Below are 23,909 nucleotides of genomic sequence, written 5' to 3'. Positions count from 1 at the left end.
GCCGCGTCTGCATCGTAGCCCCCGTTCACCCCCACATCACCGGTCTATTCATGACGTTCAATCGCTATACCTTGTTTTTGATTGTTTCGATGGCGCTGGTCGGCAGCAATGTGGGGATCGGCAAATCAATTGTCATGGTGGTGCCGGTGACGTTGTTTGCGCTATTGCGCTTTGTGGTGGGTGTCGGCGTATTGCTGCCGCGCTATCGGCTCAGCCGCATGCGGCTGGTGACACGTCAGCAGTGGTTGGGACTGTTTCTGCAGGCACTGTTCGGTACCTTCCTGTTTACGTTGCTGATGCTCAACGGCGTGCAACGCACCACGGCGCTGGCGGCGGGCGTTATAACCAGCACTATCCCGGCGGTGGTGCTGATTTTGTCGTGGCTGTTCCTGCGCGAACATCTGGGCCGCCGCGCCATTGTGGCCGTGGGGCTGGCGGTGCTGGGTATGGTGATCATCAACGTCACCCGTTCTGGTAGCGATGGTGACGGCGGTTCACTGGTCGGTAATTTGCTGGTGGCTGGCGCCGTGGTCTGTGAATCCATCTACGTGATTCTGTCGCGCCGCCTCACCCAGTCGCTCCCCGCCATTGATATCTGCGCGTATACACATTTGATTGGCCTGATGCTGATGCTGCCGCTGGGTTTGACCTCGCTGCTGCATTTCGACCTGCCCAGCGTGGACTTGCATACCTGGCTGCTGGTGTTCTGGTACGGACTGGCGGCTAGCGTATTGAGTTTCTGGTTGTGGATGAAGGGTATCCGCCATATTCCGGCGCAAAAGGCCGGGGTGTTTACTGCTGCGTTGCCAGTGGCAGCAGTGGTTTATGCGATTGTGTTTTTGCATGAGCAACCGGCCCTGGCCCACGCTGCCGCACTGGTTTGTGTGCTAGCGGCGATTTTCCTGGTGAGCTGGCAAGAGCCGGAGTCACCCGTGGAAAAAGCTGCGCCTTTATCCTGATGCGCGATTGCTCGCCCGGGGTCAGCAATGCACAAACTCCAAAGCAGCCTTCGTGTGCTGAGTTTTGTCTGAAAAATATGTTTCAAGCTTGCAAAGCCGCTATCGCCCGCGCAACCCGTCAGGCGCGGCTATTCGCGCCTACGCATTCTGAATTTACCGCTGTATCGTCATTGCATCAGTAGATGTACGTATGTCCCTGTTTGAAACGTGCGTTCGCCGGACGGTGTTAACATGCGAATTCTTCTCGCCCCTGTTTAACTCGTCATGACACGGATTGGTGTGTCAGAAGTGGAATAAGCCGTTGAAATACGTCAAGAAATTCAGAGTTCTCTTCGTTTGTACCGGCAATATTTGCCGCAGCCCGACTGCGGACGGTGTCATGCGCCAGCTGGTGCGCAAGGCCGGCTTGCAAGAACGGGTGGATATCGATTCTGCCGGTACCGACGACTACCACGTCAGTGAAGCCCCGGATCGCCGCGCACAGCAGCATGCCCGCAAGCGCGGCTACGATTTGTCTTTTCTGCGTGCCCGCCAGGTCAACCGCCAGGATTTCAGCCAGTTCGATTTGGTGCTGGCGATGGATCACGGCCATCTGAAAAAGCTCGAACGCCAATGCCCGCCCGAATTGCGTGACAGACTCAAGATGTTTCTGGACTTTGCGCCGGGTCATGAGGGCGCTGACGTGCCCGATCCGTATTACGGTGGCGGCGAAGGCTTTGAAAATGTGCTCGATCTGGTCGAGGCGGGTTGCGATGGCTTGGTCAAACATATTGAAACGGCATTGGCCCAGCCTGAGTAAACGGTCACTTCGCGATACGTTTTAGCTCAATTCTGATTGTGGATTGCAGCTTGATGGTCAACCATGAATGGAACGGCGCAGTTGGCGCCGTTTGATTTTTGGCTGGAGCATCACATGCACAAACCCGCACGGCTATCAGGGCTGGTGCTATTGGCTGGACTGATGGCAGGTTGTGCCAGTACCCCGGTCGAAAAGCCGGTGAATGGCGACAGTTTTCACAGCAATGAACTGGCCCAAAGCGGGCCCAATCGTGCAGCCAATCTGGCCATGCGCGACAACCTCGATAGCCTGGCGCTGCTGCTGCAAAAACTCTACAAACGCAATCCGGCTGAATGGAAGAAAACCGGCGCGCCGGATCTGCAAACGGCGCAAGGTAATGTCATTGACGCTATCCGCAATGGCACGCCGCTACCCGGGTTGCCCGTCAATGTGCGATCAGTGGCCGCGTTGCCGCTGGCGTTTAATCCCGCTTTTAGTGGCGATCGTGCCGGCACGCTGATTTATGGCCTGGGTACGATGCTGGTCGAAGTCTATGGCGGGCATTTGCAGCTGTATTTGATCAATGGGCTGGATGCGCAACAACTGGCGAACGCCGCCCACAATATTGAAGTGGCCGCCTGGATGCTGGCCAATCGCACGGATGCGCAGGGCAGGGTGCTGTTGTTATCCAACGAGATTGGCCCGGACGTGCGCAACTTGTCTTTTGAGCGCGAGTTTGGCCGCATGCTCAGTCGGCTGGAGTTGCTGGCGGAGATGAACAACGAAAAATATCGCCGCAGCGCCATTGATTACGCCCAGAGCATGATTGCCGGGCCGTTCCTGCAATTCATCCCGGTCAGCGCCGTGACTGCGGCAATCCCCAGGTAGTTCGGTGACCTTGTAAGGTTGAACCGATCAACGCCGGGGAGTACACTGCGCACCTTTTGGCCTTCAGGGAAGTTCGTCCCGCAGATCGCCGCAAACTGGAAGTCGCTCACAAAACAATGCTTTGCCAGCGTCACAACGTGACCCATGGCGCCAAAGGCAGGTTTTGTCAGCGACTTTGTCTTTGTGGCTGCACTTTGTTGTCAGTGCCTCTCCCGGTTGTGGATGAGGCTTGGCGCATGGGCTGATCTGCCGCCAACTGTCCTGTACGTATACACACTGATGATCGACGCATTCCTCGTTTCCACCGGCGTAGTGGCCGTAGCAGAAATGGGCGACAAGACACAGCTGCTTGCGCTGATTCTGGCTGCGCGCTTTCGCAAGCCGCTGCCGATTGTGGCCGGCATCTTCGTCGCGACCATCATCAATCACTTTGCTGCAGGCTGGATCGGCGTGTGGCTGTCTGGCTTCATTGCGCCCGAAATTTTGCGCTGGGTGGTGGGTATAGGCTTTCTGGCCATTGCCGCCTGGGCGCTTATTCCCGATCAGTTTGATGAAAAAGACAATGGCATCAAACCTTATGGCGCGTTCATCGCGACCGCATTAACCTTTTTTCTTGCTGAAATGGGCGACAAAACCCAGATCGCTACCGTGGCGCTGGCAGTGAATTACCAGCCGTTATGGCAGGTGGTCGCTGGCACCACGCTGGGCATGATGATTGCAGATGTGCCAGCCGTGTTTGTAGGGCAATGGATTTCAGCGCGCATGCATGTGTTGCGCTACGTGCGTTTTGTGGCGTCGGCAATCTTTGCCGTACTGGGAGTTTGCGCGCTGGCTGGGGTGGGTTTGTAAACACCTCATGACGGTTCGACGGTGGTAATGGCAGGCAAAAGTAAAAGTAAGCATCGGGGAAAAAAGTAAAAATGGGTGAGCGCTGGCAAACACATTGCATAACGCTCTATAAACCATTATTCGGCTCGCGTTTTTACGCAATAACTAATCCATAAATTCAAACCGGGGAATAAGAGATGCTAGAGGCGTTCTTCAAACTGAAGGAACACGGCACGGACGTCAGGACCGAAGTGCTGGCGGGCTTCACCACATTCTTGACGATGGCGTACATCATCTTCGTCAACCCATCCATCTTGTCGATGACAGGCATGGATTTCAACGCCGTGTTCGTGGCGACGTGTATTGCTGCGGCAGTAGGTTCGGCGGTGATGGGGCTGGTGGCTAATTACCCGATCGCGCTGGCGCCGGGCATGGGCCTGAATGCCTATTTCACCTTTACCGTAGTCAAGGGCATGGGCGTGCCTTGGCAGACGGCGCTGGGTGCGGTGTTTATCTCCGGCATTATTTTCCTGGCCGTTAGCCTGTTCAAAGTGCGTGAAGCGATCGTTAACGCGATTCCGCATTCGCTCAAACTGGCTATCTCCGCCGGTGTCGGTATTTTCCTGGCGCTGATTGCACTCAAGAGCGCTGGTGTGGTGACCGCTTCGCCGGCCACGCTGGTGACGCTGGGCAACATCCACGCGCCACAAACCTTGCTGGCGGTGTTTGGTTTCTTCCTGATCATTGCGCTGGAATATCGCCGTATTCCAGGTTCGATCATCATCGGCATTCTCACGGTCACCGTGATTGCCGTGCTGATGGGCCTGTCCAAATTCCAGGGCGTGTTCTCGGCTCCGCCATCGATTGCCCCAACCCTGCTGCAGATGGACTTGAAAGGCGCATTGAACGCTGGCCTCTTGGGCGTGGTGTTCGTGTTCTTCTTTGTTGATCTGTTTGACACCACCGGCACGCTGATTGGTGTTTCGCATCGCGCTGGCCTGCTGGACAAAAACGGCAAGCTGCCGCGCCTGAAGCGCGCACTGATGGCCGATAGCGTGGCGATTGTGGCCGGTGCTGCTCTGGGTACCTCGTCCACCACGGCGTATATTGAATCTGCAGCGGGTACTGCTGTGGGTGGCCGTACTGGTCTGACCGCTGTTGTGGTTGCGATCCTGTTCCTGATTTCGCTGGTGTTTTCGCCGCTGGCTGGCTCCGTGCCTGCTTTTGCGACTGCTCCGGCGCTGTGCTACGTCGCCGTGTTGATGGCACGTGGTCTGGCTGAAATCGAATGGAACGATCTGACTGAATCCGCACCAGCGGTTATGACCGCACTGGCGATTCCGTTTACGTATTCGATTGCCGATGGTATTGCCATTGGTTTCATCAGCTATGTTGCCATCAAGCTGCTGGCTGGCCGCTTCAAGGATCTCTCGCCCGCCGTGGTGGTGATCGCCTTGCTGTGGCTGGTGAAATTCGCCTTCTTTGGCTGATCTACTTCAAGGTTTACCAGGATGAAAGAACCGCTTTACGCCGACTATATCCAGTCGCATATCCGCACCGTGGCGGACTGGCCGCAGCCGGGAGTGATGTTTCGCGACATCACGCCGCTGTTGCAAGACCCAAAGACCTTCCGCCTGCTGGTCGATACGTTTGTTCATCGCTATATGGATGAAAAACTCGATCTGGTGGCTGGCGTGGACGCACGTGGTTTCATCCTGGGGGCCGTGGTGGCGTACGAACTCAATCTGGGGTTCGTACCCATTCGCAAGAAGGGCAAACTGCCTTACCTGACCGTGGCCGAAGAATACGAGCTGGAATACGGCTCGGCTACCGTTGAAATTCATACCGATGCCTGCAAGCCGGGGGACCGGGTGTTATTGATTGACGATCTGGTTGCCACTGGCGGCACCATGCTGGCGGCGTACAATCTGCTGCACAAGCTGGGTGCCACGGTTGTAGAGGCGGCAGCCATCGTTGATTTGCCTGAACTGGGCGGCTCGAAACTGATCAAGGATCAGGGCCTGCCGCTGTTTACCATTTGTGATTTTGCCGGACATTAAACGGGGTATATACCGTGACGCTTGAACTACCTGCAGCAAATACCATCATCGACAACGCGGACTGCCTGCACACTGAACAGGAGGTACACGCGGCAATTGATCGTATGGCGGCGCAGATCACTGATGCGATGTCCAGCAGCAATCCGATTGTGTACACCATCATGAACGGCGGCCTGATAGTTTCTGGCCACCTGCTGCCCAAACTGAAGTTTCCGCTGGAGTGCTCTTACCTGCACGCCAGCCGCTATCGCCACGAAACCAGCGGCGGCCAGATCAACTGGCTGGTACCGCCACGTGACGATATGAAGGGCCGCACCATCCTGATCGTCGATGACATCCTGGATGAAGGCCACACCCTGGCTGCGGTCATCGAAGACTGCATCAAGCGCGGCGCCAAAGAAGTCAAAGTGGCCGTGCTGGTCGACAAACTGCACGACCGCAAGGCGCCCGGCGTATCCGCTGACTTTGTCGGTCTGGAGGTGGAAGATCGCTTCTTGTTTGGCTGCGGCATGGATTACCAGGGCTACTGGCGCAATACCTTGTGCATTTATGCGGTGAAAGGGCTGTAAGGCCTGCTGTTGCCGCTGGATGTCGCAAAAAACCCGGGCTTGCCCGGGTTTTTTGTTGGATAAATGTTTTCTGATCTGGATTTTGCTATCTGAAATCCATGCGACTGAACTCGCAGACCGAGAGTGGGGGATCTGAGGCTTCGACTGAGCGGGTGGACGCAGGATGCGCGCAAATTATCCTTGCATACAGAGGGTTTGCTTCGGCTTTTGACCTTGGGCCCCCTTGCGGCAGCGGGGTCGCCTTTTGCTATCCCGCTCTGCGGGACTTTTGGTTTCTTTTCTTTGGCGACGCAAAGAAAAGAAACGTGCTCCCGGTCACCACCGGGTATCGAATGCCTTTAAAACCGTGCCGAAGGCACTAACACCTTTGTGTATTGCAACCCCCGCCCCCGGATTCTCGCCTGCGGCTTCATCCGGGCTACAAAAGCTTGAGGGCTGCAGGGGCGGAGGCAATTCGCCATTCATATCCATGAACCCGCTTCATCACCCCATGCGTAAACCGCACGCAAAAACTGTCTGTCACCAGCAAGAAATTGTTTGATCCATGATAAAATCGCGGATTCTTCTGACCCACCTGGACTTGTCACGATGTTCTCCCGATCCCTGACCATTGCCCAGTACGACCCCGCACTCGCAACCGCCATCGCTGGCGAAGTCGTCCGCCAACACGAACATATCGAGCTGATTGCTTCCGAAAACTACACCAGCCCAGCGGTGATGGAAGCCCAAGGCTCCCAGCTCACCAACAAGTACGCTGAGGGTTATCCCGGCAAGCGTTTCTACGGTGGTTGCGAATATGTGGACGTGGTCGAGCAACTGGCCATTGGTCGCGCAAAAGAACTGTTTGGTGCTGAGTACGCCAACGTGCAACCGCACTCCGGTTCGCAAGCCAACCAGGCGGTGTACTTTGCCGTGCTGAAGCCGGGCGATACCGTTATGGGTATGAACCTGGGTCATGGCGGCCATTTGACTCACGGCTCGCCGGCTAACTTGTCGGGCAAACTGTTCAACATCGTGCCTTACGGTCTCAATGAAAAAGAAGAGATCGATTACGACGAAATGGAACGCATCGCCATTGAAGCCAAACCCAAGCTGATCATCGGCGGTGCTTCGGCTTACGCACTGCGTTTTGACTGGGCCCGTATGGCCGAGATCGCCAAGAAGGTTGGCGCGTATTTCATGGTCGACATGGCTCACTACGCCGGTCTGGTGGCTGCGGGTGTTTACCCGAACCCGGTGCCGCACGCTGACTTCGTGACCTCCACCACCCACAAGACCCTGCGTGGTCCACGCGGTGGCTTGATTCTGGCCAAGGCTGAGTTCGAGAAAGTATTGAATTCCAATGTCTTCCCGACATTGCAAGGCGGCCCGCTAATGCACGTGATCGCCGGCAAGGCCGTGGCGTTCAAAGAAGCACTGCAACCCGACTTCAAGGAATACCAGGCGCAAGTGATCAAGAACGCGCAAGCCATGGCGAAAACGCTGGCGGAACGTGGTCTGCGCATCATCTCTGGCCGTACCGAATCGCACGTGTTCCTGGTTGATCTGCGCCCTAAAGGCCTGACCGGAAAGGCGGCGGATGCGTTCTTGGGTAAAGCACACATTACCGTCAACAAGAACGCCATCCCGAACGATCCGGAAAGCCCGTTTGTGACTTCCGGTATCCGTATCGGCAGCCCGGCGATCACCACGCGTGGTTTCAAAGAAGCTGAAGCCATTCAGGTTGCACACTTGATCGCCGACGTGCTGGACAACCCGAACGATGAAGCCAACCTGGCCGCCATCGCAGAAAAGGTGAAAGCCCTGACTGCGCAGTTCCCGGTTTACGGCGCGTAATTACTCGCGATTCGATTCGCTCACAAACTGGTTCTGGCAAGACATCCCGCCGCAGACAGTACGATTTGAGTACGGCCAGGCGGGGTAACACAGCCAGACCGGTTTTGGGGTGAATCAGTGAAACAGGGTGGGGCTAAGCTCCCACCCTGTGCTATTTTTTGCTCTTTGTCTGACCGGTCCGCATGACCGTTCAATTTTCGCCCCAACGGGCCTGATCTTTATCGGAGGCTTCGCGTGAAGTGTCCATTTTGTGGTTCCCCCGATACCCAGGTGGTAGATAGCCGGGTTTCAGACGAAGGCGATCTGGTACGCCGTCGTCGCCGCTGCAGTGTCTGCGACAAACGGTTCACGACCTTTGAAACGGCAGAAGTACGCATGCCGCAAGTGGTTAAGCAGAACGGCCAGCGCGCCGAGTTTGACCGCGAAAAAATCCGCACCAGCTTTCATCGCGCCTTGCACAAACGCCCGGTGCCAACGCATCTGGTCGATGAAGCCATCAGCCGCATCATTCAAAAAGTGCTCACCGTGGGTGAGCGCGAAATCATGTCCCGTCAGATTGGCGAGATGGTGATGAGCGAACTCGCCAAGCTGGACAAAGTCGCGTACATCCGCTTTGCCTCGGTTTATCGCTCGTTCTCTGATCTGGATGATTTCCGCGATGTCATCCGCGAAGTCAGTAAAGACAACAAGGCGCAGCCGCAGTGAGCTGGTCCGCCGCCGATCACCAGTACATGCAGCAAGCATTAACGCTGGCTGCGCGTGGCCGTGATATCACGCCGCCCAACCCAAGCGTGGGTTGTGTACTGGTGCGTGATGGCGTGGTGGTGGGCGAGGGGCACAGTCAGCCGACCGGCCAGGCACATGCCGAAGTTACGGCAATGCGCATGGCGGGTGAACTGGCGCGTGGTGCTACGGCTTATGTCACGCTGGAACCCTGCAGCCACCATGGCCGCACACCGCCGTGCGCCGATGCCTTGATTGCGGCGGGTGTGGTGCGAGCGGTGGTGGCGTTGCGCGACCCGAATCCGCTGGTGGCTGGGCAAGGTCTGGCGCGTTTGCGCGCCGCTGGCGTCGAAGCCAGTCATGGCCTGCTGGCCAAAGAGGCTGCCGAGCATCACCGTGGTTTTCTCAGCCGCATGATTCGGGGTCGACCTTGGTTGCGTTTGAAGATCGCGACGTCGCTGGATGGCCGCACTGCGTTGCAGAATGGCCAATCCCAATGGATTACCGGCCCGGCCGCGCGCGCTGACGTACAAAAATTGCGTGCCCGCTCTAGCGCCATGCTGACCGGTATTGGCACGGTGCTGGCGGACGATGCGCAACTGACCGTGCGGGATTTCGATATTGGCCGCCAGCCACTGCGCGTCGTGGTCGATAGCCTGTTACGCATGCCGCCCAACGCGAAAATGTTGCAAACCCCCGGCGTGTTGATTGCCACGGCTTATGCTGAAGAACGCAAACATGCCGAACTGATCGCCGCTGGGGCCGAGTTGCTGGTGTGCCCGGGCGATGATGGCCGAGTTGATCTGGCTGCCTTGCTGGCCGAACTGGGTCGACATGGTTGCAATGAAGTCACCGCCGAAGCCGGGGCACAATTGAATGGCGCGTTGCTGCGCGCGGCATTGGTCGATGAGATCGTGCTGTATCAAGCACCGGTATTGATCGGCGACCCGGCACGCGGCGCAGCCTGGCTGGATTTACCAGACCTGGCAGACAAGCAAACGCCAGTGGTTCGGGAGCGGCGTATGGTCGGGGATGATTTACGCTGGGACTTGCGATTCACTGATTCGGCTCTATTTGTCACGCAGGAGTAGTGAGATGACCGACAGCCAAACCACCACACCTTTATGCCCGGATTGCGGCAAGCCACTGGAAGTACTGATCGCCTGTGGCGCGCGCGACTATTTCTGCAACAGCTGCAATGAACTCAAGTCCAAAACGCGTGTGCGCGAAGCGAATGCGGCGTTGTTCGATGCTCAAAGCAAGGAAAGCCACTGAATGTTTACCGGTATTGTTCAAGCCATTGGCACGATTGAAAAAATCACTCCGTTTGAAGGCGGTCTGACGCTGACTGTTGCGGCTCCTGAGTTGGGCCTGTCCGACGTCGCTCTGGGCGACAGCATTTCGCACAACGGCGCATGCATGACGGTGATCGAGATTGCCGAAGGTGGCCGTTATCGTATTGATGTATCGAACGAGTCGTTGGGTGTCACCGTGGGTTTGGCCAACGAAGGCGGCAAGGTCAATCTGGAAAAAGCCATGCGCTTGTCCGACCGACTGGGTGGCCATCTGGTGTCCGGCCATGTGGATGGCGTGGGTGACGTGGTCAGCTTTGAGCCAGTGGGTGAAAACCGTGAACTTGTGGTGCGGGCACCAAAAGCGCTGGCCAAATACCTGGCCGCCAAAGGCTCGGTCGTGGTGAACGGCGTGTCGTTGACGACCAACTACGTGAGTGATGTCGAGGGCGGCTGCCAGTTCTCCATCAACCTGATTCCGCACACGCTGTCGGTCACGACGCTCGGCGCGTTGTCGGCGGGCGCCAAAGTCAATCTGGAAATCGATCTGATCGCTCGTTACGTCGAACGCATGATGTCGCTGGAGCAAGCGTAAATGGGCGCCAGCATCTCTCCAATCAAAGACATCATCGCCGACATCCGCCTTGGAAAAATGGTCATTCTGGTCGATGAAGAAGACCGGGAAAACGAAGGCGATCTGGTACTGGCGGCGGATTATGTCACGCCGGAAGCCATCAATTTCATGGCCAAGTATGGCCGCGGCTTGATCTGCCTGACGCTGTCGGCGGAGCGCTGCGAGCAACTGGCATTGCCGTTGATGGTGAACAACAACGGTTCCAGCCACGGCACCAATTTCACCGTGTCGATTGAAGCGGCAGAAGGCGTCAGCACTGGTATCTCGGCGCATGACCGCGCGCTGACCATCCGTAAAGCGGTGGCGTTTGATGCCAAGCCGGGCGATCTGGTTTCGCCGGGCCACGTGTTCCCGCTGCTGGCCCAACCCGGCGGCGTGCTGGTGCGGGCAGGGCACACCGAGGCAGGTTCTGATCTGGCGATGCTGGGTGGGTTATCTCCGGCCTCCGTGATCTGCGAAATCATGAATGACGACGGCACCATGGCGCGCTTGCCAGAGTTGCTGGAATTCGCTGCCGAGCATGACATCAAGATCGGCACCATTGCTGATCTGATCCACTACCGCAGTCAGACGGAAACGCTAATCGAATGCAAAGGTCGCCGCACGGTCGAAACGTTTGCGGGTGATTTTGATCTGGCGGTGTTCCGCGACAAACTCACTGCCACCACGCACCTGGCGTTGATCAAGGGCGAGCCCAAGCCGGATGTAGAAACGCTGGTGCGAGTGCATGAACCCGCATCGCTGATCGATTGGCTGGATTTGTCGCACTCGGCACACTCATGGAATGTACGCGAATCACTGGATGCCATCGCCAAGGCCGATAGCGGCGTAATGATTTTGCTGCACCGGACTGAAGATGGTGACGATCTGCTGGCGCGTGCTTTGCCTGAACTGAAGCTGGAAAGCCCGCGCAAATGGGATTTGCGTACCTATGGTATCGGCGCCCAAATGTTGAAGTCGCTAGGGGTGGGCAAGATGCGTTTGTTGTCCCCTGAGCGCAAGATTCCGAGTATGACCGGCTTTGGTCTCGAAATTACTGGTTTCGAGCTGCCGCGTTGCGAAGAAAAATAACTTAATCAAGGATTTATCAAAATGTCGATCAGTCAATCGATTCCCTTTATCGGGCCTAACCTGAATGGTGAAGGTCTGCGCATCGCCCTGGTGATGGCACGTTTCAACACGCCGGTTTGCGAAGGCCTGCGTGACGCGTGTTTGTCCGAACTGAAAGCGCTGGGTGTGCGTGAACAAGACCTGCTGCTGACCACCGTACCGGGCGCGCTGGAAGCGCCGCTGGTGCTGCAAACGCTGGCCAAATCCGGCCGTTACGATGCGCTGGTGGCGCTGGGTGCGGTGATTCGTGGCGAGACTTACCACTTTGAATTGGTGTCCAACGAATCTGGCGCGGGCGTGACGCGCGTGGGTCTGGATGCGGGTATCCCGATTGCCAATGCCATTTTGACTACCGAAACCGATGAACAAGCCGAAGTCCGCGTCGACGAAAAGGGCCGTGATGCGGCTCGCGTTGCGGTCGAGATGGCCAACCTGCAAAAGGCACTGAAAGCATGAGCGAAGTCAACCAACCGGGCGCGGATGCGCCGAAAAAGCCGGCCAAATCGGCCCGCCGCCGCGCCCGCGAATTTGCCATGCAAGGCTTGTATCAGTGGCAACTGACTCGCGAATCCGTGTCCGCTATCGAGCGCTTTCTAAAAGAAAGCAGCCCGTACTTTGCCAAGGCCGACGAAACACTGTTCCGGACTATTCTGGCTGGTGCCATCGGTGGTAATCCATCGCTGACTGAAGCGCTCAAGCCACATGTGGACCGCGACTTTGAAGAAGTCAGCCCGGTCGAACGCGCTATTTTGTATGTCGGTGCGCAAGAGATCATCAACATGCCGGAAACCCCGTATCCGGTAATCATCAACGAAGCCATCGAGCTGGCCAAGACGTTTGGTGGCACCGACGGTCACAAGTTCGTGAACGGTGTGCTCGACAAGCTGGCCGCCCAGGTGCGTCCGGTCGAAGTAGAAGCCATTCGTGCCAAGCGCCAGCGCTAAGTTTGCTGGTACGCAGTGAACGAATTCGATCTCATCTCCCGCTATTTTCACAAAGCTTCGCAACCGGCCGTCGCTGATCTGGGCATCGGCGACGATGCTGCATTGCTGACGCCTCGTGAGGGGTTTCAGCAGGCCATTTCAGTGGACATGCTGGTGTCCGGGCGGCATTTCTTTGCGGATGTCGATCCGGCGCGGCTGGGCTACAAATCGCTCGCAGTGAATCTGTCGGACATGGCGGCAATGGGCGCCACGCCGCGCTGGTTTACTCTGGCGTTGGCTTTGCCGCAGGCTGATCCGCACTGGCTGGATGCCTTCAGCCGTGGCATGTTTGAGTTGGCGCAGGAGCATGGCGTGGAGCTGGTCGGCGGTGACACCACCCGTGGCCCGCTCACTATCAGCATCCAGATCGCGGGCGAGCTGGAGCAGGGCACCGCGCTGACTCGCTGTGCCGCGCTCGCTGGGGATGACGTCTGGGTGTCGGGCGCATTGGGTGCGGCGGCCGCCGCGGTTGCCGTGCGCGTACAAGGGCTGGCGTTACCCGCTGCGGCGCTACAAGCATGCCAGGACCGGCTGGAAATGCCGATGCCGCGAGTCGAACTGGGCCGGGCACTGCGTGGAATTGCCGGCGCGTGTCTGGATATCTCGGACGGACTGGCAGGCGATCTCAAACATATCTGCGAGCGCTCGGGCTTAAGCGCCGACCTTGTGGCGAGTCAGGTACCGGTGCATCCAGCGCTGGCTCAGCTTGATGCTGAAACCCGTTTGCATCTGGCGCTTACCGGCGGCGACGATTACGAATTATGTTTCTGCGCCCCGGTAACGCAACGTGCAGCACTGGCCGCGCTGGCCGCTGAACTGGCTTTGCCATTGACTCGTGTTGGATCAATGCTGGCGGCCCGATCCGGTGCGCTGGTGCGGGTGTTGAATGATCAAGGCCAGGAAATGGCGCTCGATAGCGGCGGGTTTGACCACTTCATCGCTGCGGCCTGAACGGCGCGGCGACTTGTCGCGTCGCGCGGCTGCTTTCAATTGAATTGATGTCTTCAGATTTCACAGCGGAAAAGACGAGCCACTATGGCAAAAACAGGTTTGGTACGCCCTGACGTACGTTTTCTGATGAGCCATCCGGCGCATTTCATTGCTCTGGGCTTTGGCAGCGGCGTTGCTCCAAAGGCGCCGGGTACCTTTGGCTCGCTGGCGGCGATCCCGCTGTTTGCATTGATGGTCTGGCTGTGGCCGCCCATTGTCATTTTGAGTCTGACTGGCGTGGTTTTTCTGATCGGCTGGTGGGCTGCCGACAAAACCGGCCATGATCTGGGCGTGCACGATCACGGCGCGATTGTGATCGATGAAATTGTGGCGATGTGGCTGGTATTGTTGGCAGTGCCGGTGAACCTGTTCTGGTGGCTGGCCGCATTCGCGTTATTCCGGCTGTTCGATATCTGGAAACCGTGGCCCATCCGCTGGTTTGACGCCAAGGTACCCGGCGGCCTCGGCGTTATGCTGGATGATTTACTGGCCGCGCTTTACGCGGTGATTGTGTTGGTGCTGGGCGTTTATCTTAAAGCTGCTGTTTGATCGTCATTCAATAGCTGGCCAGATATAGCGGGTGGAGCATCCGGCCAGCCCGCACAGAGCGAGCCGAATCGGCTTGTGCATTGGCGGCCAGCAAAAGGCTCAAGGCCGCAATCTTGCAAATGCGGCCGAAAAAAGATCGGGGCATGACGCCTCTCCAGCAGGGAGATAGTTGTCAGCGTTCTATTGCACCGGGTTTATAGTAAGGCGTCGTTTCATATGCAATCACGGTTTGGTAACAAGGCCGATTGGTCAGGCTTGGCAGCGGCACGGGTTTGTTGGCTTTCAAATAAATAGTGCCGTTGTCATTTGGCGCATGACTTGCTGGTTGCGGGAATTTCTCGTTAAATGAAAAGCAGCACTGGCATAATTCAAAAAATTAATTTCTGATGCTTTCTTTTTCTGAAAGCTCTATGATTTGCCCGCGATCATCCAGGCTAATTGGCGGAGAGAATTGTTGGCGAGCGCTATCACGTTTTACCCACCGCGCGGCAATCGGGTTGGCGGCTTTATTGTTGCGGTAACCATAAACGGTTTGGGAATATGGCTATTGCTGTTTACGCCAAGGCACACGGTACGCCCGCCAGACAATTTTCCTGGCACCGAGGTGCAAATCCTGCCGCCCGATGCTCCACCATTAAAGGCTCCGCCTTTACCGGCCAAGCCGGCCGTTGCCATTTCATCGCATAAACCTGTTCATTCACCGACTGTTGTGCCGTCAGTTCATACGCCACGCGATAGATCAGCAGCGCAATCGCAAGAGCGCGCCATTACCCCGGACCAACCCGCAGCCAATGCCTCGGCCAAACCCACGCTGGATATGGAATCGCTAAGAGGCTCGATTAAAGCCGATATGCGCCACAGCGCGGCGAGTGAGCCGCAAAAACTGGATTTATCTTTAACGCCCGTTGCGCCATCTTCCGCTATGGCCAGGGAAATGAAGAAAGCGGTGCGCCAATCCTGTGGCTCTGCCCACGCCAATGCGCTTTTGCTGGCACCGCTGCTTATTCTTAAAGATACGCTGACAGATTCCGGCTGCACTTTGCAGCCTTGATCATTGATCCAGCAGAAAGTGCAATCTGCATTGCGCATTCAATCAGAGATGACCAGTACTTGGGCAAGGATTGATATTGGCTAATGCTTATTGCATTGGCTCAAACCGTGCGTTTATTGGCTGTTTATGAAAGCCAGTATTTCCTCCGAAGACCTCGTATGGCGCACCGCAACACCGTTTGCCGCCCGGATCGTTATCGACATGCCCGCACGGCCAGTGCAACAGCTATGTTGGAACAATTCCGGAGCCCGCACTCACGTCGTAACAGGAGAATCGCCATGCCCGCCGTCAACTTGCCTTTGTCTGGGGCTGTCACCCAAACGATCAACCCATGGACTGCATATTTCTCGTTGATGGGCAGCCAGTTCGGCCTGATCAATGTGAACCTGGGCACGTCTTCCAACCCGGCGATTGAACAAGAAGTGCTGCAGGACGTAGCCAGTTACGGCAAGCAGTTAGGCCGCATGGGCGATGTGCTGGCGGTGCTGCTCAGGCATCTGGACCTGACCAGCCTCACCGAAGATGAACACAAAGCGGTCGCAGCGTTCAAGCGCATGCAGGAAGACATTGCGGATATCAAAGAGCGACATCGTTCGCGGCTGGTGATCCGGCCGTAAGGCAAAGCCGGGATAACGCGCCCGCAAATCAACTGAACAAACTGGCAAAGGCCGGGAATAAGCTAGCTGCTTTTGCCATCCAGGGCCGGACACGCTGGGCTGGTTTGTTTTTTGCACTCGGCATCGGCTGTGCTGATTGCGGCAGTGTCAATCTGACCAGTAAAGGGTGCTAACAACTTAGCCGCGGTCGGGTTGCTGCTAATGCCGTAATCCAGGTACAAATTTAACCGCGTGCACCAGAAAAGTGTAAGCGCCATGCCAGGATGACCAATTTGTTTTTCTGCGGCAGCTCCTTGCGGCAGATTTTGCTCTACGGTTTCTCCATGAAAGCGGGCCACAGCTGCTGGTTTGGCCAAGCTCCATTGCTGCCATGAAGCTTCAATGGCGGGTTGGGCGGACGGATAAGTCCGAACGCAATCCTGCTTGAGCATTGCGCCAAGGCCAAAGGTATAGAGCGCAATAGAAGATGGGTCGCTGCTTTCACTGTTGGCGGCGTTGGCCACAGTTGCTGCGGTAATCAGGGCAAACGTTATCATTAGGCGCATGAACATGATCGGAAAAATGGGATCATCTACATTAGTCTGGCTAGTTTGCAGGATTAAGACATTTCACCGCTGTTGCGCGCCTGATCACAAGGCCTGTTGCCACATCGGTTTGCCACGCAAAAGAGCTTCGCCCCGGGTGAGATATCAGGGCGGCTTTTCGCCGTCGGAGAGTAATTAACTAACGCTGATGCTGGTTACGCCGCCGTCCCCAAAACACACCAACTGCCGCCCAGCCGCTAGCGGATGGGGAACGATTGTGGCGTTGATCTGATACACCGCCTCCAGATTTGTCGCAGTTAGCACCTGCGCGGGCGAGCCCAGTGCGGTGACGTGGCCGTCGGCCAGCAATAACAGGCGATCACACCACTGCGCCGCCAGGTTCACGTCATGCAAAATCACTAGCACCGCCAGACCTTCGGCGCGCGCCAGTGTGGTGACCGCTTCCAGCAACAACAACTGGTGGCGCGGGTCAAGGCTGGCGGTGGGTTCGTCCAGCATCAACAAGCGATACTCACCCGACTGGCGCGCGGCCAGCGCCTGAGTCAGCACGCGAGCAAATTGCACTCGTTGCTGTTCGCCACCAGATAGCGCGGTATAGCGGCGCGCAATAAACGCACTGGCATCGGCTAGTGCCAGCGTGCGTTCCAGCAGCGCATCCAGCTCGCGCGGAGAGACCTCGGGAAACGGATAGGCGCCGGTGCCCACCACGGCACGCACGCCCAATTCAAACGCCAGCGATGGCGATTGCGGCAATACGGCGCGACAGCGTGCCTGGTCGGCGGCGCTGATTTGCGCCAGAGGCTGACCGTGTAGCGTCAGACTGCCGGAAACAGGGGGCAATTCGCCAGCCAGAGTCGCTAGCAAGGTGGATTTACCCGCACCGTTGGCACCGAGCACACCCAGTACTTCGCCCGGCTCCAGCCGCAGTGATACGTCTTTCAATACGGCCTGGCCGTGGCGGCCACAGCTGAGATTTTCTGCAATCAACATCAACGCATTTTCCGGGTCAGCATCCACAAAAAGAACGGCCCGCCGACCAGACTGGTGACAATGCCAATCGGCAATTCAGCCGGGACGACGGCAATCCGCGCCAGCCAGTCCGCCAGCGACAAAGCGATCGCTCCGGCCACCAGTGTGTTGGGCAGCAACCAGCGGTGATCTGCTCCCAGCGACAAGCGCACCAGATGCGGCACCACCAGTCCGACAAAGCCGATCACGCCGGTCGCCGCAACCAGTGGGCCGACGATTAGCGCGACCAGCACAATCAATCTACGGCGCAGAGATTTGAGCGCAAAGCCCAGATGCTGCGCCTCACGTTCACCTAGCAGCAAGGCGTTCAAAGCGCGCCATTCGCGTAGCAACAGCAGCGACAAACCGAGTGTCCACGGTGCCAGAAACGCCAGTTGTGACCAGGTAGCACCGGCCAGACTGCCCATATTCCAGAAGGTCAGACTGCGCAGTTGGGCATCGTCGGCCATGTAGGTAAACAGCCCGATCATGCTGCCGCAGATGACATTGATTGCCACTCCTGCCAGCAACAAACTACCCATGCCGCGCTGGCGGCTGCCCAACTGATAACACACAGCGGTGGAGAGCAAACTGCCGATAAACGCGGCCGGCGCCAGCCAGAACATGCCCGGCGCACCCAGCACAATGGCCGCCACCGCGCCCAGCGCGCCGCCGGACGAGATGCCGATCAAGCCCGGTTCTGCCAGTGGATTGCGAAACAGCGCCTGCATGGCGGTACCAGTGATGGTGAGCCCGGCACCAGCGACCACGGCCAGCAAGACGCGCGGCAGACGCACTTGCATCAGCACGTTGCGCCAGAGGACTTCGTCATCGGTCAGTACATCGCCAAACAGCACATGTGGCATGGCGCTGAACGGGATACGCACCGCACCATTGGCTGACGACACCAGCACCAGCACTACCAATACGGCGGTGAGCGTGGCAAACACCGCGAGTGAACGATGCAGCGAGGGCAAGCGAGCCGGGGTGTTGGCCACGGCAGAAGCAGAATTCATGAACTTGGCCTTGAAGAGACGAGCTAGCGGCTGGCTGTGACGGGCGCGGTCAGACCGGTTTTTAATGTGGCCAGACCCTCAGCCAGGCGCGGGCCGAATCCCAGCAGCAACAAATCATCAATCACCACCACGCGGCGCGCTTTGGCGGCGGGCGTACCGGCAATGCCTGGTAAAGCGAGGAAGGCATCCAGGCCACCGGAAGTATTGAGTGACATGGTGGTAGTGACGATGGCTTGTGGCGCCAGCACGATGGCGGCTTCGGCGGAAAGCGGCTTGTAGCCTTTTTGACTGGCGAGCACATTACGGGCGCCCGCCAGTTTGAGCATGGCATCGGCCGTGGTATCGGTGCCTGCGCCTTCCAGCTTGCCGGTGCGGTTCATCACCAGCAGCGTGCGGATGCCAGAAGGTTTGATATCCAGTTGGGCGATTTGCTGGCGAATCTGCGCCACCATTTTGCCGCCATCGTCACGCAAGCCCAGCGCGGCAGAAACGCCCTGAACGCGTTGTTCCAGTGCTTCTAGCGTGGGTGCGCTGGGTAGCACAATTACGCGCTTGCCCAGACTGCGCAACTGGCTGATGGCTTGGGGTGGGCCAGCCTGGTCGGTGGCCAGGATCAGATCCGGATTCAGTGCAGCAACGCCCTCGACCGAAAAGGCGCGGTAATAGCCCACTTGCGGCAACTTGGTCGCCGCCGCCGGATACAGGCTGGAGGCATCCACGCCGACAAGACGATCCCCGGCGTTGAGTGCGTAGATAATCTCGGTCAGTGGTCCGCCCAAACTCACCACGCGTTGCGGCGCTGACGCCGCTTGCGCGACCAAGGTGGTCAGGCTGAGGAGGAGGGCACAGCACAGTTTTTTCATTGGTTTTTATTACCTTCAAAATAAGGGTGCGTAGGCGATTGCACATGTTCGTTGCCAGTTGCCTCGTAGCCCGGATGGAGCGCAAGCGGGAATCCGGGGGAGTAACGCGTCAACCAACGATGCCGCTGGAAATAGGCGCATTGCTCCCGGATTGTCACTCCCCCGCTGCAACCGACATCTGTGGTATCCGCTGGCGTTGTGGGGGGCATGTTCCATCCGGGCTACATATTGCGGTCGGTTACGCCGCCAGCGGCTCGCTGCACAAATCCACCAGCAACTCACGCCATTGCGACAGCTCTGGCTTACCCGGTTTGCGTTCGCCAAAGAACTGCACAATCAACTCGCCGCTAGCGTTGTAGATTTCCAGCGAGGTCACCCAGCCATCGCGCGTTGGCTTGTTGACCACCCATGCCGAATCAATGGCTTCGGTGAGCAAATGCAGATTGAATTTAGGGTCCAGCACGTTAAACCAAGGGCCAGTGCGCACCAGTTTGTGTACCGGGCCGGAGTGGATTTGCACGATGCCGCGATTGCCCACAAAACACATGATCGACAAGCCGCTATCCGCCGCGCGTTGCAGCATGACTTCCACCGCGTCTTTCTCAACCGGCTGCGCCAGATCGCGCCCCGCAGCGTGCAGTGCGCCCAGGCGGGACAACTTGAACTTGCGCAGCATCGGGAAGAAAGCATGCGTGTCGTCCAGTGCCAGCCAGGCCGAACGCACGGCGGCGGGGTCATCAGCGCGCGCGGCTTCCTGAGTGGCGGCAATGCTTTCAAATTGCGGAATCTGTTTGTCCAGTTGGCCAAATACACTAATCAGTGTTTCCCAAGCGGCGGCATCAGTGGCTTCGGTGCGGAACACCTTGTGGATCGCCACGCCTTCGGCATCAAAAAACTGGATGCTCTGGCGACCGCTCTCGGTCACGGCGTAGGCATGTTTCCAGAAATTGAAGAACAAACGCAGATCGATATCCGGCCCCAATACCATGCCGACCGGGCCATCGGCGTGGATATCTTCGTAGCGGCCATGACGCTCGTGTACGCACCAGTCATTGCGCGACAAAGCCATCACTTCGCCCAATGTGCCGAGCTGACGGAAGATGTCCTGTGCTTTGCCGGCAAGCTCAATCGATTGCACCCCACAGTCGGCGGCGACCAGTGCGGCTTCGCTGCTGTTCAGGCGTGTGGCTCGGTCGCGGATACGCAGTTTGGGTTCTGTCGCCAGCAATTCTGAGTGACGGGTTTGCAGATCTGCCGCAAAGTCGGCGAAGGAGGAGAAATTGGCTGCAGTCATCGTGTCCTGCCTTGTCGTTAAAAGATGAAAAAGCCACCCAACTGCGCCAGCCTGAAAGGCCTGCGAAGCTGGGTGGGAAAGGGCTGTTGCCCCGATTGCTGTGCTTCATGGTGTGCTGGCTCGAACCGGGTCAGGCCAGCAAAACGGTGTGCTGCTTGCAACGCCTAGAACAAATAGTTGGCCGAAACCCGAAAGCTGCGACCCGGCTGGCTGTAGCGATCAATGGCTGCGTTATTGGCTTGCAACATGCCGCCAGGGCCGCCGGCGCTGGTTTGCCGGTCCTGGCTGTTCCAGTATTTGTGGTCCAGCAAGTTGAATACGCCGGCAGACAAACGCAGGTCTTTCAGTGGTGAATACCAGCCGGTGAAGTCCACCACGCCGTAGCCCGGTGCCTGGAACAAGGTGTCGGTGGATACATGGCGTTTGGCGCTGGCTGCCGTAAATACGCCATCCAGACCCCATTGTTCGCGGGCATAACCGACGCCGATCACGGTTTTGAGCGGCGCTACGGAATCAAGCCAGGTGTTATCGGTTTCGTTGGTGCCCACGGCGTAGGCCAGCGAGGCATTGCTGTGCCAGTTCGGCAAGAACTGCCAGTGGCCGGTGAATTCGGTACCGTAAATGCGGGCTTTACCGATGTTGATGTTCTGGAACACGCCTGCCGGGTAGCCAGGAACCCAACCGGCGTCGCCTTGTTGCAGCGTCACTTGTTCGATGAAGTTCTTGTAGCGGTTGTCGTAAACCGTCGCTGAGCCACCCAGCTTGTCGGTGCCAAAGCGCGCGCCAAATTCCACGCCTTCGCTGGTTTCCGGTTTCAGGTTCGGGTTGGCGACCAGCGTGTAACCGATGCCGCCATTGGTGAACTGGCCGTTCACTTCAACTACGCTCGGCGCGCGAAAGCCTTGGGCGTACTGGCCAAACAGCGTGACTTGTTCGGTGGCTTTGTACGTTGCCAGCAACTTGGGGGATAGCTTGGAATCGCTTTGATCCTTGGGCGCAATACCCGCGCCAGCAGCAATCTGCGCAGCCAGTACGGAGTCGATTTCCGGGTCTTGCCGATAGCTGTCATAACGCAGGCCTGGCGTCAGAGAAAAACGGCCGCCATCAAAGCCGATTTCATCCTGCGTAAACAAACCCCATTGCGTGATATTGGTGACGGGCACCGTGCGTACGTTGATGGTCGAAGAGGCCGGTTTACCTGCCGCAAATTCTTCGGTGCGGCTTTGCCACCATTCGCCGCCCACCACCCACTGCTGGGTAATGGCGCCATCAATATTCTTCACGACCTGGCCGTTGGCGCCTTTCATGGATTGGGTGTATTGCCCGTCGCGCTGGTAATCGGCGGCGGTGGTGCGCACCTGGTAACGGTGCTGGTCGCTATCCAGGTTTTGCCAGTAAACCCGCGCGGTGGCGGAATCGATCCACTGGCCAGCGGTTGGTGCGGTGTAGTCGTAATCCAGCGAAACACGCTTGCGGGTTTGTTCGTCCACCGCCCGGCTGGATTTAATGGAGCTGGAGATGTCACTCAGCATATTGGTGTCAGTGGTGGTGTTGCGGTACTCACCGGTCAGACCCAGCTTGTGGCCACCATCAAAGTAATGCTGCAACTTGCCCAGCACATTCCTGCTGTCGGTATCTTGCGGATCAGGCTCGGTGCGATTGGCGCCATTGCCGCCGCGCGTTCCCATATTGTCTAGTTCGTGACCTTTGCGGCCACCGCCCTGCAATAACCAGAAGGTACCGGGAGCGGCTTCACCAGCCAGACTGGCGCGAGCGCCGTAGCTGCTGTCGGCGCTGTCGTAATCGGCATCAATGCGGCCGCCGAAAGTCTTGCCACCTTTGAGCAAATCGGCCGGGTCTAACGTGCGCAAACCCACAATCCCGCCCAAAGCGGACGAGCCATACAACGTGGAGCCCGGCCCGCGCACGATATCAATCGCCGCCAGCGAACCAAAGTCCACCATGTCCTGGCCAATGAAGGTATCGCGGCCAGAGAAGCTGAAGGTGTCCGGCAAACGAATGCCATCCACCATCATCAGAATGCGGTTGCCTTCCAGCCCGCGGATATTCACATTGGTGCCGCCGTAACGTGGCTGACGGGTAATGGTGACGCCCGGTTCGGCACGATCGCCCAGATCGGTGAAATCGCGGATGAAGTTGTCATCCAGGGTGTCGCGGTCAGTGGAGGTTACCGACGGTGGCAGTTCATCAATGGTTTTTTCAGTGCGGGTGGCGGTGACAACGACGGGCGACAAACTGGTGTCGCCGTGGGTGCTGGTCTGTGCTTGAGCGAGTTGCACATTTTGCGCCGGAGTACCGGCATCAGCGGGTTGGCTATTTTGTGCCGCGACGATGTCAGCGGCAAAGGCGGAATGCAGAGCGCAGGCCATCAGGCTCAGCGCAAGCGTTTGCTTGGTGCGGGTCATGCCGGTTCCTTGAGCGGGAGGGCGAGGTCGCACGCAGGCTATCCGGCTAATGCGGATGTGTGTACTTGCGGCTGACAAAGCCCTGCGCGGCTGGCTGCCCGGCGGCCACTTTCAATCTTTTTTCAAAGATGAAAAGTGTGCGGCGCGGAACCGGCTGGCATGCGCGGTTATTTTGATTTTTTTAGGTGTTGCGTCCTGCGGCGGGTGCGCAGCTTCTTATTGTTTGTATCTTATTGCAATCTCATTGAAAAACAGTCGCTTGCAAGCCATGTAGCACGGTTTGATAACGCCCCGGTCGACATCTTTTGCACACAGTATTGCTCTCAGAAATTGGCCTTACTTGGTCAGGATCAGCTTGCCCTGGCGGGTTTCACGCAAGGTGTAACGCACGCCGTTATGCTCGATCACCACCGCTTGCCCGGTCTGCAGCAACTTGCGGCTATCGACCACCGGCGGTTGTGCGACGGCGGTGGGCATTGAGGGTGAAAGCGGGCGTTGGCGTCTGTCCATGCCGATAAATATAAACGAGAATTATTATCATTAGCAATGGGTGTAAATCAAAATGGCTGCACTTTGTTTGTGCTAAGCGCGGACTGATTGACTCAGGCAAGGACGTGGATTGAGCATTCATGCGGGTTACATGGCTCAAGATAACGCCTGAAGACACCTACAAAGAAAACAGAAATGAGGGGCGGAATACCGGTGGGCAAGGGCGGGCAGATGAACTCTGATCGCCTGAAAAGCGGAGGTATCCCCACCCCGGACTCCACATTGCTTCAGCAGGCTACAAGCCACGCAAGCGTCTAAGTCTGGTTCACGTGATAAATCTTCACTAACAAGGAGGGCTTTTCTAATTCGAAGACATTCTGACTTTTGAACCCAAACCCCCA

At 57.5% G+C, this 23,909-nt stretch carries 27 protein-coding genes; 19 read left to right on the top strand and 8 right to left on the bottom strand.

Annotation, left to right across the window (positions count from 1 at the left end):
* The first annotated feature begins 50 nt into the window (after positions 1 to 50).
* From N7220_RS02690 to N7220_RS02610, 17 genes are all read left to right on the top strand, one after another.
* Positions 51 to 959, top strand: coding sequence for a DMT family transporter (locus tag N7220_RS02690; RefSeq protein ID WP_283149939.1), 909 nt, complete (start codon positions 51 to 53; stop codon positions 957 to 959).
* 277 nt (positions 960 to 1,236) lie between these two features.
* A complete protein-coding gene (locus N7220_RS02685; RefSeq protein ID WP_283149938.1) occupies positions 1,237 to 1,758 on the top strand; it encodes a low molecular weight protein-tyrosine-phosphatase in 522 nt (173 codons plus the stop codon).
* A gap of 114 nt (positions 1,759 to 1,872) precedes the next feature.
* Positions 1,873 to 2,625 (top strand): hypothetical protein, encoded by a 753-nt coding sequence (locus N7220_RS02680; RefSeq protein WP_283149937.1) that lies wholly within the window; start codon positions 1,873 to 1,875, stop codon positions 2,623 to 2,625.
* A gap of 282 nt (positions 2,626 to 2,907) precedes the next feature.
* Positions 2,908 to 3,474, top strand: coding sequence for a TMEM165/GDT1 family protein (locus tag N7220_RS02675; protein ID WP_425326779.1), 567 nt, complete (start codon positions 2,908 to 2,910; stop codon positions 3,472 to 3,474).
* Positions 3,475 to 3,650: 176 nt separating this feature from the next.
* Complete coding sequence (locus tag N7220_RS02670) at positions 3,651 to 4,943, top strand: NCS2 family permease (protein WP_283149935.1); 1,293 nt, start codon at positions 3,651 to 3,653, stop codon at positions 4,941 to 4,943.
* Positions 4,944 to 4,964: 21 nt separating this feature from the next.
* Positions 4,965 to 5,513 carry an adenine phosphoribosyltransferase gene (locus N7220_RS02665; protein WP_283149934.1) on the top strand — a complete coding sequence of 183 codons (549 nt, stop codon included), beginning with the start codon at positions 4,965 to 4,967 and terminating at the stop codon, positions 5,511 to 5,513.
* Between the two features lie 14 nt (positions 5,514 to 5,527).
* The gene (locus N7220_RS02660; RefSeq protein WP_283149933.1) at positions 5,528 to 6,082 is read left to right on the top strand and encodes a hypoxanthine-guanine phosphoribosyltransferase; all 555 of its coding nucleotides are present in this window, start codon (positions 5,528 to 5,530) and stop codon (positions 6,080 to 6,082) included.
* A 588-nt stretch (positions 6,083 to 6,670) separates the two neighbouring features.
* Entirely contained in the window at positions 6,671 to 7,918 is a 1,248-nt protein-coding gene (gene glyA / locus N7220_RS02655; protein WP_283149932.1) for a serine hydroxymethyltransferase, read from the top strand.
* Positions 7,919 to 8,152: 234 nt separating this feature from the next.
* On the top strand, positions 8,153 to 8,623 hold the full coding sequence (nrdR, locus tag N7220_RS02650) for a transcriptional regulator NrdR (RefSeq protein ID WP_283149931.1): 471 nt from the start codon (positions 8,153 to 8,155) through the stop codon (positions 8,621 to 8,623).
* Complete coding sequence (gene ribD, locus N7220_RS02645) at positions 8,620 to 9,732, top strand: bifunctional diaminohydroxyphosphoribosylaminopyrimidine deaminase/5-amino-6-(5-phosphoribosylamino)uracil reductase RibD (protein WP_283149930.1); 1,113 nt, start codon at positions 8,620 to 8,622, stop codon at positions 9,730 to 9,732. Before nrdR ends, ribD begins: the two co-directional genes overlap by 4 nt.
* 4 nt (positions 9,733 to 9,736) lie before the next feature.
* A complete protein-coding gene (locus N7220_RS02640; protein WP_283149929.1) occupies positions 9,737 to 9,916 on the top strand; it encodes a YfgJ family double zinc ribbon protein in 180 nt (59 codons plus the stop codon).
* Positions 9,917 to 10,528 carry a riboflavin synthase gene (locus tag N7220_RS02635; RefSeq protein WP_283149928.1) on the top strand — a complete coding sequence of 204 codons (612 nt, stop codon included), beginning with the start codon at positions 9,917 to 9,919 and terminating at the stop codon, positions 10,526 to 10,528. It begins immediately after the preceding gene.
* Entirely contained in the window at positions 10,529 to 11,638 is a 1,110-nt protein-coding gene (gene ribBA, locus N7220_RS02630; protein WP_283149927.1) for a bifunctional 3,4-dihydroxy-2-butanone-4-phosphate synthase/GTP cyclohydrolase II, read from the top strand. It begins immediately after the preceding gene.
* A 21-nt stretch (positions 11,639 to 11,659) separates the two neighbouring features.
* Positions 11,660 to 12,133 (top strand): 6,7-dimethyl-8-ribityllumazine synthase, encoded by a 474-nt coding sequence (gene ribH / locus N7220_RS02625; protein WP_283149926.1) that lies wholly within the window; start codon positions 11,660 to 11,662, stop codon positions 12,131 to 12,133.
* Positions 12,130 to 12,621 (top strand): transcription antitermination factor NusB, encoded by a 492-nt coding sequence (gene nusB / locus N7220_RS02620; RefSeq protein WP_283149925.1) that lies wholly within the window; start codon positions 12,130 to 12,132, stop codon positions 12,619 to 12,621. The genes ribH and nusB overlap by 4 nt, the downstream gene beginning before the upstream one ends.
* Positions 12,622 to 12,636: 15 nt before the next feature.
* Complete coding sequence (thiL, locus tag N7220_RS02615) at positions 12,637 to 13,611, top strand: thiamine-phosphate kinase (RefSeq protein ID WP_283149924.1); 975 nt, start codon at positions 12,637 to 12,639, stop codon at positions 13,609 to 13,611.
* An 84-nt stretch (positions 13,612 to 13,695) separates the two neighbouring features.
* Positions 13,696 to 14,199 carry a phosphatidylglycerophosphatase A family protein gene (locus tag N7220_RS02610; protein WP_283149923.1) on the top strand — a complete coding sequence of 168 codons (504 nt, stop codon included), beginning with the start codon at positions 13,696 to 13,698 and terminating at the stop codon, positions 14,197 to 14,199.
* Positions 14,200 to 14,206: 7 nt separating this feature from the next.
* Here N7220_RS02610 and N7220_RS02605 read toward each other — a convergent pair whose 3' ends face one another.
* Positions 14,207 to 14,344 (bottom strand): hypothetical protein, encoded by a 138-nt coding sequence (locus N7220_RS02605; RefSeq protein WP_283149922.1) that lies wholly within the window; start codon positions 14,342 to 14,344, stop codon positions 14,207 to 14,209.
* Between the two features lie 309 nt (positions 14,345 to 14,653).
* Here N7220_RS02605 and N7220_RS02600 point away from each other — a divergent pair, with 309 nt between their 5' ends.
* A complete protein-coding gene (locus tag N7220_RS02600) occupies positions 14,654 to 15,250 on the top strand; it encodes a hypothetical protein (RefSeq protein ID WP_283149921.1) in 597 nt (198 codons plus the stop codon).
* A gap of 278 nt (positions 15,251 to 15,528) precedes the next feature.
* Positions 15,529 to 15,867, top strand: coding sequence for a hypothetical protein (locus N7220_RS02595; RefSeq protein WP_283149920.1), 339 nt, complete (start codon positions 15,529 to 15,531; stop codon positions 15,865 to 15,867).
* 62 nt (positions 15,868 to 15,929) lie between these two features.
* Here N7220_RS02595 and N7220_RS02590 read toward each other — a convergent pair whose 3' ends face one another.
* From N7220_RS02590 to hemP, 7 genes are all read right to left on the bottom strand, one after another.
* The gene (locus N7220_RS02590; protein ID WP_283149919.1) at positions 15,930 to 16,370 is read right to left on the bottom strand and encodes a hypothetical protein; all 441 of its coding nucleotides are present in this window, start codon (positions 16,368 to 16,370) and stop codon (positions 15,930 to 15,932) included.
* Positions 16,371 to 16,586: 216 nt separating this feature from the next.
* Positions 16,587 to 17,402 carry a heme ABC transporter ATP-binding protein gene (locus N7220_RS02585; protein ID WP_283149918.1) on the bottom strand — a complete coding sequence of 272 codons (816 nt, stop codon included), beginning with the start codon at positions 17,400 to 17,402 and terminating at the stop codon, positions 16,587 to 16,589.
* On the bottom strand, positions 17,402 to 18,436 hold the full coding sequence (locus tag N7220_RS02580) for a FecCD family ABC transporter permease (RefSeq protein WP_283149917.1): 1,035 nt from the start codon (positions 18,434 to 18,436) through the stop codon (positions 17,402 to 17,404). Before N7220_RS02580 ends, N7220_RS02585 begins: the two co-directional genes overlap by 1 nt.
* A gap of 23 nt (positions 18,437 to 18,459) precedes the next feature.
* On the bottom strand, positions 18,460 to 19,299 hold the full coding sequence (locus tag N7220_RS02575) for a heme/hemin ABC transporter substrate-binding protein (protein WP_283149916.1): 840 nt from the start codon (positions 19,297 to 19,299) through the stop codon (positions 18,460 to 18,462).
* A 238-nt stretch (positions 19,300 to 19,537) separates the two neighbouring features.
* Positions 19,538 to 20,593: a hemin-degrading factor gene (locus N7220_RS02570; protein WP_283149915.1), complete on the bottom strand. Its 1,056-nt coding sequence runs from the start codon at positions 20,591 to 20,593 to the stop codon at positions 19,538 to 19,540.
* Between the two features lie 164 nt (positions 20,594 to 20,757).
* Positions 20,758 to 23,019: a TonB-dependent hemoglobin/transferrin/lactoferrin family receptor gene (locus N7220_RS02565; protein WP_283149914.1), complete on the bottom strand. Its 2,262-nt coding sequence runs from the start codon at positions 23,017 to 23,019 to the stop codon at positions 20,758 to 20,760.
* A 336-nt stretch (positions 23,020 to 23,355) separates the two neighbouring features.
* Complete coding sequence (gene hemP / locus N7220_RS02560) at positions 23,356 to 23,496, bottom strand: hemin uptake protein HemP (RefSeq protein WP_283149913.1); 141 nt, start codon at positions 23,494 to 23,496, stop codon at positions 23,356 to 23,358.
* Positions 23,497 to 23,909: the final 413 nt, after the last annotated feature.

This window comes from Silvimonas soli (assembly GCF_030035605.1).
GTDB lineage: Bacteria > Pseudomonadota > Gammaproteobacteria > Burkholderiales > Chitinibacteraceae > Silvimonas > Silvimonas soli.
The sequence above is the reverse complement of the archived record's forward strand: the minus strand, read 5'-3'. Positions and strand labels throughout refer to the sequence as shown.